This is a genomic window from Chitinophaga oryzae, from assembly GCF_012516375.2.
In the GTDB taxonomy this organism is placed as follows: Bacteria; Bacteroidota; Bacteroidia; order Chitinophagales; family Chitinophagaceae; genus Chitinophaga; species Chitinophaga oryzae.
Window position 1 is genome coordinate 1482952 of sequence record NZ_CP051204.2, and the last position, 11066, is coordinate 1494017.

At 52.8% G+C, this 11066-nt stretch carries 7 protein-coding genes; 1 reads left to right on the plus strand and 6 read right to left on the minus strand.

Annotated features, from left to right (window positions below):
- Positions 1–388: 388 nt before the first annotated feature.
- Positions 389–1909: a TROVE domain-containing protein gene (locus HF324_RS06185; protein ID WP_168862124.1), complete on the minus strand. Its 1521-nt coding sequence runs from the start codon at positions 1907–1909 to the stop codon at positions 389–391.
- Between the two features lie 107 nt (positions 1910–2016).
- Here HF324_RS06185 and HF324_RS06190 point away from each other — a divergent pair, with 107 nt between their 5' ends.
- On the plus strand, positions 2017–3036 hold the full coding sequence (locus HF324_RS06190; protein ID WP_168862125.1) for a helix-turn-helix transcriptional regulator: 1020 nt from the start codon (positions 2017–2019) through the stop codon (positions 3034–3036).
- A gap of 62 nt (positions 3037–3098) precedes the next feature.
- Here HF324_RS06190 and HF324_RS06195 read toward each other — a convergent pair whose 3' ends face one another.
- Genes HF324_RS06195 through HF324_RS06215 form a run of 5 tightly spaced genes read right to left on the minus strand, consistent with a single transcriptional unit; the run spans position 3099 to position 10871 of the window.
- Entirely contained in the window at positions 3099–4139 is a 1041-nt protein-coding gene (locus HF324_RS06195; RefSeq protein WP_168862126.1) for a family 16 glycosylhydrolase, read from the minus strand.
- A gap of 3 nt (positions 4140–4142) precedes the next feature.
- Positions 4143–5024 carry a PKD domain-containing protein gene (locus HF324_RS06200; RefSeq protein ID WP_168862127.1) on the minus strand — a complete coding sequence of 294 codons (882 nt, stop codon included), beginning with the start codon at positions 5022–5024 and terminating at the stop codon, positions 4143–4145.
- A gap of 13 nt (positions 5025–5037) precedes the next feature.
- Entirely contained in the window at positions 5038–6126 is a 1089-nt protein-coding gene (locus HF324_RS06205) for a PKD domain-containing protein (protein WP_168862128.1), read from the minus strand.
- A gap of 18 nt (positions 6127–6144) precedes the next feature.
- Positions 6145–7644, minus strand: a complete 1500-nt coding sequence (locus HF324_RS06210) for a RagB/SusD family nutrient uptake outer membrane protein (RefSeq protein WP_168862129.1) — start codon at positions 7642–7644, stop codon at positions 6145–6147.
- Between the two features lie 11 nt (positions 7645–7655).
- On the minus strand, positions 7656–10871 hold the full coding sequence (locus HF324_RS06215) for a SusC/RagA family TonB-linked outer membrane protein (RefSeq protein WP_168862130.1): 3216 nt from the start codon (positions 10869–10871) through the stop codon (positions 7656–7658).
- Between the last annotated feature and the right edge of the window lie 195 nt (positions 10872–11066).

An 11066-nucleotide genomic window follows, 5' to 3' on the forward strand; every position in this document is an offset into this window, starting at 1 on the left:
ACCTGCATATCAAGCCTGAATCGAAGTAGCCCGTTACTACGGCACCTGCTATTGTTATATCAGGGTAAAGAGCCGAATAGGAATTTTCGTTTGGAGTGAAGTAGCCCATTCATACGACACCTGACAGATGTTGTTGTTGCCCGGACAGGGATCGAACCTGCATTTTCATTGCTGAACAGTATGGCTGTAAATACGCTTCCCTACTGGCATTTAAGCGTTCGGTGCACTGTAAATTCTGATCATGGCAGGGCGTGCCCGTCACGATATGTTCCATACACTCCGCGGTGACGTAATTTTACCGCAGCTTTGTCCTTTTAAGCTACCGGGCCGGTAGTGCAGCGCGCCCTTTCAGCGCGCTGCGTTTTATGTAGTTAACAAAAACGGATGATTAAAGGGTTATACTATGGATGTGTTCCAGTGCAGTCTGACCATTTTCGATGGCTTCCATTACATCAAACACTTTATCGCTCCAGCCGCTGATAAGGTGTACATCATTTTGACGTACATCCACCGGTGTTGTACCCTGGCCTTGCAGGTCAAAGAGGTACAGTTTGGCGTTGGGCGCCACCTGCTGTTTGTAGGTGGCCCAGCTGCCGGCAAATGTATTTTGTTTGCCGGTGCTGTCCCATAGCTGGCAGTCGGTGAAGAGCATGATCTTATCAGCCACGTGGCCGCGTTCGATCAGGTCTTTTATTACAAGGTAGCCGTTGGTGGAGTAGCCGACTTCTCCCGCTCTCCGGTGGAACGCGTCGACATTGGAGAGGATGCTGTTACCCGGCAGCGCTACGGTTTTCCAGGTGTCCCCGAACATACCGCTGATAACATGCCTGCATTTATGCTGCAGTAACATGCCGAGCATCAGGCCGACGTCGTAACCGGTGACTTTGCTGCGGGGAGACAGCGGGAACTGCATGGATCCGGACACATCGCAGGCGATGACCACGCGGGTGTTGACATCGAATCCTTTCAGGTGTGTTACGCTGGTTTTGACAGCGGTTTCCAGCGCCTGCATCAGTTGACCGGTAAGGCCGTGCTGCACATCTTTCAGTTCGCGGTATGCGGCGAGGTAGCGGAAAGGCAACTGTTTGGAATTCCATACCGCTGTCTCGTTGGCCAGGTAATCGCATACCAGGCCGATATGCGCCGGGCTGATATCCGCCTGCAGCATATTGCGCAGGTTCCGCATGGTAGCCATATATCCCAGTTGTTTGCTGGTGATCAGTTCTTCCCAGGCTTCGCGCATGGCCGCTCTTTTATCAGTTTCACAGGCAAAGGAACGCTGACCAACGGCCGACAGGGTGGTTTCCCAGGTATAGGGCACGGAAAGCGTGCCGGTGACTATTTTGTTGAACACTTCCTGCTGGGCATTGTCTTTGGCTTTCGGGTGTACCAGGAACAATGCGTCTTTCAGCGAGATGGCTGTTTTGCGGTTGTATTTCGCAAACTGGTATTCATCGAAGTGGTTGAAGGCTTCCGCCAGCCCTTTCTGAACCTGTTTGCTCAGCTTATTCAGCTTTTTTACCTGTGTACGTTTGTTGGCCATGGTATAATAGGCCAGTATTTCCGTGATTTCATCCGCACGTTGTACCACACGCGCCACTGTTTTACCTACCAGCGCATGGCCGCTGAAGCGTTTGGCCATTTCCACGGCCAATACCATCGGGATGCTGCGCAGGTACATTTTTTCGCGGGCATACACGGCCAGCCTGGCTATAAAGGCCGGATCGTTTTTGTCCATCAGTGCGCAGATACGAGCCAGTCTGTCACCGGCTCCTTCATAGAACTGGTCATTCAGAGAAGCTGTCACCACGCTGGTGTACAGTTCCATTTCCGGAGTTGTCTTATACGCCGGTGCGCCTGCATGATTGGTTACCTTTTGGGTGCCTTTGGTGAAAAGATTGAATTTCATATCGTTTTGTATTATTGTGTGATTGACGATACAAAGATGTCCCCCTATGTGCGCAGTCTTTTTGCGCAGGTCAATTTTTTATTTATTTTTATTAAAATTTTTTTTGGATGCCTGTTAACCGTAACGCATTAATAAGATATAAAACTATTGACGCCTGCCTCCGAAACCGCCGCCGGCGCTGGACTTTAGCGAACCTGATCGACAAAGTGTCTGAAGCGCTGTATGACTATGAAGGCATGGAAAAGGGCATCAGCCGCCGTACCATACAGGCGGACATACAGATGATGCGCAGCGATAAGCTGGGCTATAATGCGCCTATTATTATAGTAGAGAAAAAGTATTATACCTACGAAGACCCCGGCTATAGCATTACCAATATCCCGCTGAGCGAGCATGACCTGACCCGCATGACGGAAGCCGTGGAGGTACTGAAGCAGTTCAGGGGCTTTTCCCATTTCCAGCACCTGAACGACGTGGTGCAGAAACTGGAAGGCCATGTGTATGCTTCGTCACATAACCAGCGGACGGTGGTCGACTTCGAAAAAAATGAACACCTGCGGGGATTGTCGTATCTCGGCATGATCTATGATGCCATTGTCCGGGAACAGACCCTGTTGGTAAAATACCAGTCCTTCCGCGCTAAATCCGCCAGTGAAATGCACCTGCACGCCTGGTGGCTGAAAGAGTTTAAGAACCGCTGGTTTGTGGTAGGAACGAAAAATGCCACCGCCGGTATCATTACCCTGGCGCTGGACAGGATCGAGGAGTTGAAAATCGATGAAACCGAAACTTACCGCCCTAACCTGGACGGGCATACGCCGGAAGACTACTATCAACATGCCATCGGGCCTACCGTTGCCAGGGTAAGACCGCAACGGGTGACGATCCTGGTGACGCCGGAACATGCTCCCTATGTGCTGACCAAGCCGCTGCATCATAGTCAGCAGGTGGTCTCCGAAGGAACAGAAGGGACCGTCGTTACCATAATGGTGGAACATAATTTCGAGCTGGAGCGGGAAATCCTCGGTTTTGCGGACGGTATGAAGGTGCTGGGGCCGGAGAAGCTGCGCAGGGCTATCCAATGGAAGCTACGACGTGCGGCAGATATATATGATACAGAAAATTAAAAAAACGACAGCCGGCTTTACAAGATAAGCCGGCTGTCGTTTTTTAGAGAAATACCTGTCTGTTAGTGCTTATACACTCTTACATAGTCTACTTCCATGGTCCCTTTGGTGAAGGCCGGGTCGATAGCGCCGCCAAAAGTTCCGCCGATAGCGAAATTGAGCAGGATAAAGTAATCATGGTTGAAAGGCAGGCCGGCTGCATTGTTAAACGTAAAATAGAGTTTATCATCCACATACCAGCGGAGCTGCGCAGGCGACCAGTCCAATGTATACTTATGGAACGCGCCGGCCAGATTGGCAGCCATGGTGGTGCCGCCGTCGGCGTTACCGCCGGCATGGCCCGGATGATGCACGGTGCCGTATATTTTCTGCGGTTCGTTGCCTTTATGTTCCATAATGTCTATCTCGCCGCAGGCGGGCCATCCCGCGGTGGCGATATTGCTGCCCAGCATCCAGATGGCCGGCCAGGTGCCGCCGCCTGCGGGCAGTTTGGCGCTGACTTCCACGCGGCCATAGGTGAAATTAAACTTGCCTTTGGTGAGCAGGCGGGCAGACGTATAGTCTCTCCCGTTATAGCTTTCCTTTACCGCATTGATTTTCAGCGTGCCGTTGGAAATGGCGGCGTTCTGAGTGCGATCGGTGTAGTACTGGGCTTCGTTGTTGCCCCAGCCGTTATCGCCGGTGCCGATGTCATAGCCCCAGTTTTTCGGGTCCGGCGCGCCGTCCTGGTTAAACTCGTCGGACCAGAGCAGCTTCGTGGACACCGGGACAGCTACAGACAATGATTGACCGACGGTAAGGCCATCGGCGCTTTTAGCGGTGACTTTCACCGTGTAGTTATTCACTCCCGGTGTGTTATATGTATAACTCGTACTGCCGTTGGCGGTAGTTCTGATATACCCGTTGCCGAAGTCATAGTCATAACTGACGGCGTTTTCGGCGGCTGCCGTAAAGGTCACGGTGCCGCTGCTGTCGGTGCTCACGACAGTGTTGACGACCAGGTTCAGCGGCGCTTTTTTTTCCGCCGGTGGGTTGTCATTTGATTTTCCGCAGCTGCTCAGGGAAACGAGCAGCCCCATCATCATTCCGGTTAAATGCTTCATAAGTTATTGAATTGCGATTAGTTTAACATACCATGCACCCGGCTCCTGCACACAACGTAACGTCATATGCGTGTCGGTCCTTTCCAGTACCTGGAACTTATGTGTTCCCAGGTAGATGCCAAGATGGCCTTTTACGGGGAAGGTGATAAATTCTTCAGTGGCGCTGCCGTCGTATCCGAATGTTTCCGTATAGTCGGCGGCTTTAGCACCGGTAAGGGTATAGTCTCCTGTGCCTGTCATGGCTGGATCGAAGTCTTTTAGGTATTCCTTTTTGCCGAAGAGGTCATTGTTGGTGGTGTGGGTGAACACATTGCCGTTTGCATTGAAGGTGTAGATGTCATCGTAGATGCCGAGGCCGGCTTTTTCATCAGGAGCGGCAGCCCACCATGCCGGCGTGAATACATCGGCGGCAGATACGCCGAGATGACCGGGAGCATCTTTGTCTACCCGCCATTTCTTGACGCCGTTGTTGGTCAACATGCTGACCAGCTCAGGGGCGGGCGTGAACGCGCGGTATATCTCCACTTCCATGGTATTGGTACTGGTAATGCCGGCTTTGCCGGAGGCATACACGGTGATGGTGAACTTCTTTACACCGGTATGTTTATAAGTGTACGTATAGGCGCTGACGGTACCTGTTTTGGGCGCCTGGCCGTCGCCGAAATCCACTTTGTAGTTATAGGCGTGCTCTGAACTGATGTTCAGCTGTATGGTGCCGGAGCCGTCGCCGTTTGGATGGGCTGCGTCTTTCCCGTTAACCGTAAGTGTGAGTACTGGTTTGCCCGGTGTGGTGAGATCACCGAACTTGTAGTCGTCTTTGCCGCAGCTGCCGGCCAGCAACAGCACGGCGCCGAAAAGGAATGTCAGTGTTATATGTTTGATCATAAGTGATGCGTCATTAGTTGGTTAATACGATGTCATCGAACAGGATGGTGTAGTTTTGGCTGCCATCGCCTTGTGTGCCGTTGTCCAGGAAGAAGAGGATGTTCTGTAATTTTTTGTTGTTATCCGTGATTTTACCGCTGAAGTCGAACGTCAGTTCTTCCCAGGTATTGGCTTTGGTGGTAACGGCTTCCATGTTTTCCATAAAAGTATTGTCACCGCTTCTTTCCAGTTGCAACAGTATGCGTAGCCCTGGCCGCCAGGAGTATACTTTCACCCTGAACTTTTTGTTACCGGTAAAATCTATCGGGCTGCTCATGCTGATGAAATTGCCTGCCCAGGTCTGGTCTTTCGTTTTGATGATTTTACCAACGGTGGCGCTGCTGTTGATACCGCCGGGATAGGGATTGGGTATTACTGTGGTGAGGCTGCCGCCAAAATCGCCCCAGGCGTAGCTGACATCCGGTTGTTCAAATGTCATCGGCAGGGTGAGCGCGTTGTAGATGGTCACTTCTTTGGTGGCGGTGGTGATGGCTGCGCCGCCGCTGAGCGCTTCCACTTTTACCTGGTATTTGCCGGCTTTGGCGTAGGTGTGTGTAACATGGGCACCTTCAGCGATCAACACCGGTACTTCATTGGCCGCATCGCCGAAGTACACTTTATATCCTCCGGTCGCGTACAACGCCGCAGCCGACAGGGTAAGATCGTGCAGGTTGGCGTTGGCCGTGATGGTCAGGCTTTCAGGTGCCCGGAATGTTACAGCGAGTTGTTTGGTGGTTTCTGCTTTCTGGCCGGTGATGCCGCTGGCGATTACTTTCACCGGATAGGTACCTTCCTTGTAGATATGGGTGGTGCTCTGCCCGGGAAGTACGCGCACAGGTTCGGTGGTGGCGTCCCCGAAATAAATATCGTAAGCGGTAGCGCCGGCGCTGTTGGGCGTGATGGTCACAAGCCCGGAGTTATCGTCCGTGATGTTGAAATGGACGGCTTCGCCGGTGGGTGCTGTTCCTGTGTTGAGGAAGTCCGTATCGTCGAAGTTGTCTTTAGTGCAGCCGCTGCCAATGGTGAAGAGCAGCAGCAGCGGTATATAGGTAAGTTTGTTCATGCGGTTGAAGTTTAACTGTTAATAACCCGGATTTTGTTGCAGCTGGGAGATCTCAATTTCCCGTTGCGGAATAGGAAACAGTTCGTTTTTGCCTGCTTTGAAACCGGTGATGACAGTGGCGGCGCGGCCGGTGCGCACAAGGTCAAAGAAACGGTCGCCTTCCATGGCCAGCTCCAGCCGGCGTTCGTCCCAGATGGCCTGCCGCAGGGCTGTTCCGGAGGCGTTGACATCATGCAGGTTATCGCGGAAAGCCCGGCGCCGTACCCTGTTGAGGTAATCGCGGGCCCTGGCGTCGTTGGGCGTAGACGCACGGTTGTTGGCCTCTGCTGCCAGCAACAGTACTTCTGCAAAACGGATAGTGCGATAGTTGTTGAGATAATTGAGTTCTGTCTGGCCGGAAGTTTCTCCTTTGCGTGGCAGGTATTTCTGGTTATACAGACCGGTGTTCTTATAAGGCGCTGCCTGGTAGGTGATGGTGAACTCGGGGTGCGCCGTCTTATAGGCTTCAATATCCAATACGGTGGCAGCTTTCCGCTGATCGCCGGCGGCATAGGCTTTGGCCAGCTCCTGGGTGGGCAGGTTGGTGCTCCATCCCGGTGCATAAGGGCTGCTACCGGTAAGACCACGGATACCGCACTGTTGTACCGCGTAATTGCCTTGTCCGCGCGTGGCGGCGCCCCAGTTCCAATAGGGGAACAGGTTGGAATACTGGATCTCGAATACGGATTCAGCGCCGTTTTCGCCGGACTGTAAAAAGATGTCGGCGAAATCAGGCATCAGCGTAAAAGGTCCATTTACCACATTCTCCAGTGTAGCAACGGCTGCGTCGAATTTATTCTGGTAGATCAGCACTTTTCCCAGCAGCGCCTGGGCGGCGTATTTGGTCACGCGGCCCGCCTGCGGATTGGAGTTAGGCAGTACAGCAATAGCGGCGTTGAGGTCTTTTTCTATCTGCGCATATACTTCGGCTTTGGGTGACCGTTGTAAGGTCCGCGAATCGGAGAGGTTAAGCCTTCTGTCAAAAAACAGGGGCACATCACCGAAAAATTTCACCAGGGTAAAATAATAGTAAGCGCGAAGGAAATACACTTCTCCGTAAAGTGCATCCTTGCCGGTGAAACTGATGCTGTTGCCGGAAATGTTTTTGTCTTTATACTGGGTGAGATAATTGGCGCGGTTAATACCTTCGTAGGCCGACTTCCAGATCTCGGTAAAATAATCGTTGGCGGGCGTGTGGGTATAGTCGTCGATCTGTTGAAGCCCTAATACGTCGGAAGCATTTTCCCCGCCGGTAACGGCGTTGTCGGAGGCGATATCGCCGATGGGGACGGTCTGGTTGAGCCACTGCAGCGGCGAATATACGCTGATCACCATGGTATTGTAATCATCGGAGGAGCGGAGGTAATCTTTCTCTGTCACGAGAAAATCTTCATGTGCGTCATAGTCTACCCACTTCTTGCAGGAAGAGAGCATGGCTACTATCACGAGCAATCCTGTTATATGCAGTAAGTTTTTCATGTTGTTATTTTTTACAGTTTGAAATCAACGCCTACAGACCATGTTCTTGCTTGCGGGTAGGCGCCGCGGTCCACGCCGGTGTTCATGATGAAGCCGGATATTTCCGGATCATAGCCGGAATAGTTCGTGAAGGTGAAAGCGTTTTTCACTTGTGCGTATACCCGTACCTGTGAGAAACCGGCTTTGCGGAAGAACGTGTTGGGCAGCGTATAGCCGAGCAGGATATTCTTGATTTTCACGAAAGAGCCGTCTTCCACGTAGCGGTCGGATGCCCGGATGTTGCTGTTGGCGTCTGTGAAAGAATAGCGGGGGTGGCGTGCATCGTTGGTGCTGCCGGGGCCCGTCCACCTCTCCAGTACATCACGGAACTTGTTGGTGTAGTTGGCGTTTCTTTCGTAGGCGCGGTATATGTCGTTGCCTACAGAAGCATAGGTGAACACGTTGAGGTCAAACTTTTTATAGGAGAGTGACAGGTTCCAACCCAGGGTGAATTTTGGGAAGGGGTTGCCGATCTCTGTTTTGTCTTTGTCGTTGATCACGCCGTCGCCGTTGACGTCCACGAAGCGGATGTCGCCGGGCTGGGCGCCGTCCTGCCGTGGAGCTTTGGCTATTTCGTCGGTGGACTGGAACAGGCCGGCTGTTTTGTAGCCGTAGAAGTACCCGGGCGCTTTACCTTTTTCGAAGCGGGTAACGTTCTGGGATACGCCGTTGAAGTAGTTGCCGCCCTGTATGAAGGCGGTGCCGTCTTCGTTGGTGGCTGTCACGACGTTGCGGGCGGTGGTGAAATTGACGTTGGTGCTCAGTTTCAGGTCGCGGCCGATATTTTCGTTGTAGCCTGCGGACAGTTCCACGCCACTGCTGCGGGTGGAGCCGATGTTGGACTCAGGCACCTGTGCGGTACCCAGGTAAAGGGATGGTTCAGACACAAACAGCAGTCCTTTTACTTCTTTTCTGAAATAGTCTGCTGAGACGGAGAATTTACTTTTATAGAAGGTGATGTCGAAGCCGCCGTTGAACTGTGTCTGTTTCTCCCAGGCCATACTGGGGTTGGCGTAGGAGGCAACGGTAGAACCGGGCACGAAGGAGTTGCCGAACGTATACCCGTTGTTGTTGCCATCGCCGTAGTTGGGGCCGCCGGTGACGATCTTAACGGGAGATGGTTTTACGTTTTCATTGCCCACGGTACCGTAGCTGCCCCTGATTTTCAGGAAGCTGATGAAATCCGAGCGGAAGAAATCTTCCTGGGAGGCTACCCACCCGGCGGAGCCGGAGAAGAAGTTGGCGTACGGGTTGTTCAGGCCGAAGGCGTAGGAACCGTCTCTCCTGGCGGTAAACGATGCAAGGTATTTGTCCCTGTAGTCGTAGTTGATCCTGCCGAAATAGGACAGGTTGCGACGGAAAGAGTAGTAGTTGCTGTTCGTGCGTGCGTTGAGGTTAGGGGCCACATCGCCGCGGGGATCGCGTACCTGTGTGGCTACACCGTTGATGACGGTATCACGGAAGTAAATCACGCCGGCGGTATTGGTACCGGTGGCGGCGCTGAGGTCTGCAAAGGCCCAGGAGTTGAAAGGCACATCCTGCGCGGTGGCGGTGATGCCGTTAGCGGTGGTTTTATACATGGCGCCACCGGCTACCACATCAAAATGATGGTGCTGTTTTACATTGAAATTATAGTTGGCGAATGCTTCGGCGGTGAAGCTGAAGTTGCCTTCTTTGGTTTGTGATACGTTGTTATGGGTGCTGGTGGCGATGCCGCCAAGGCCGTTTTTTGTCACCACCGGCATACCGTCGGCCGTCATGGTGTTTTCCACATTGAGCGGACCGTAGAACACCAGCGGGGTGAAGGTTTTGCTGGTATTATCCCAGCTGGTGTAGCCGAAGCGGCCGGTCAGCTTAAGGTCTTTGATCACCTCATACTGCAGTTCCGCTTTGCCATACAGCTTGTTGCCGTTGTTCAGGTTGTAGGTATTTTCCAGTTTGGTCAGCGGGTTGAAGATCTCCGACAGCAGCAGGTTACTGAAGCTGTATTTGCCCGTGGTGTTGGGTACATCATTATATACGGGCACGGTAGGATCGAAGTTGAGCGCGCTGCCGATGATGGAATTGAAGGAGTTTTCCTGTATCCCTTTGCTTTTGATGTTAACGTAACTGGTGTTCAGGATGAACTTCAGTTTACGGGTGAGGTCTACAGAAATGTTCGCGGTGACGTTGATCCTTTTGAAATTGGATTTGCTGCCGCCGCCGGTGATGCCGTCCTGCGCGAGGTATCCGGCGGAGAGGAAGTAGGTCATCCGGTCGCTGCCGCCGCGGGAGCTGGCGTTGTAGTTCATGATGGGCGCCCTGTGGAAGATCTCTTTCTGCCAGTTGGTGCCGGCGCCCAGTTTGGCGAGGTCGGGGAAGATGATGTTACCGCCGGAGGCTACGCTGCCTTCATTAATAATGGCGCCATATTCGGCTGCGTTTAACACCGGGATGGTTTTCAGCACTTCCTGTACGCCGTAGTTGGCGTTGATGGTCAGGTCCGGCTTCTGGTTCTTTTTACCGCCGCGGGTGGTGACCACGATTACGCCGTTGCCGCCTTTAACGCCATAGATCGCCGTGGTGGCGGCATCTTTCAATACGTTGATGGACTCAATGTCAGCGGCATTGAGGGCGTTCAGGTCGTCGAGCGACTGCATGGCGCCGTCGATGATCACGAGGGGATCGGTGCCGGTGTAGGAAGGGATACCCCTGATGAGCACTGTGGGCTTGGACCCGGGGGAGCCGCTCTGGATAACGTTTACCCCGGAGGCACGGCCCTGCAGCGCCTCTTCCGGTCTTACCGGGCGGAGGGCGGTGATGTCGTTGCCTTTAACGGTAGACACGGCGCCGGATACTTTGGTCACTTTCTGGGTGCCATAGCCTACTACCAGTACTTCATTCAGGTCGCTGGGAGATGCCTGCAGGATGATATGCAGGGGGGCGGCAGTGATTGTTGCCTCCTGCTGTACAAACCCGATAGCGGATACATGCAGGACTTTTTCACCCGGGAGAACGCTGATACGGAAGGTACCGTCCGGGTTGGCCGCTACCGCCGTCTTGCTGTTGCGGGACACGACGGATGCCCCGGGGATGGCTTCCCCTTTTTCATCAGTTACTTTACCGGTAACGGGAATGTTCTGAGCCCATGACATATTGGCAAAAAACAATAGTACAGGCATCAGCATGCATGGAAGAAATTTTTTCATACGTGAGTCAGTTTTTACAGTTTCATACGGGAGAATGTCCGGCGATGATGCTGATCTTTCGTTTCAATTTTTTTAAAGATTCCGTTAGGATTTTAGTTGACAGGAGTGTTGGTCTGGATGCAGTAAAATTATCGGATACCCTTTTCTGCCCAAACAAAAGCGGTACATCTCTACTACATCACAATTCTTCAAAGA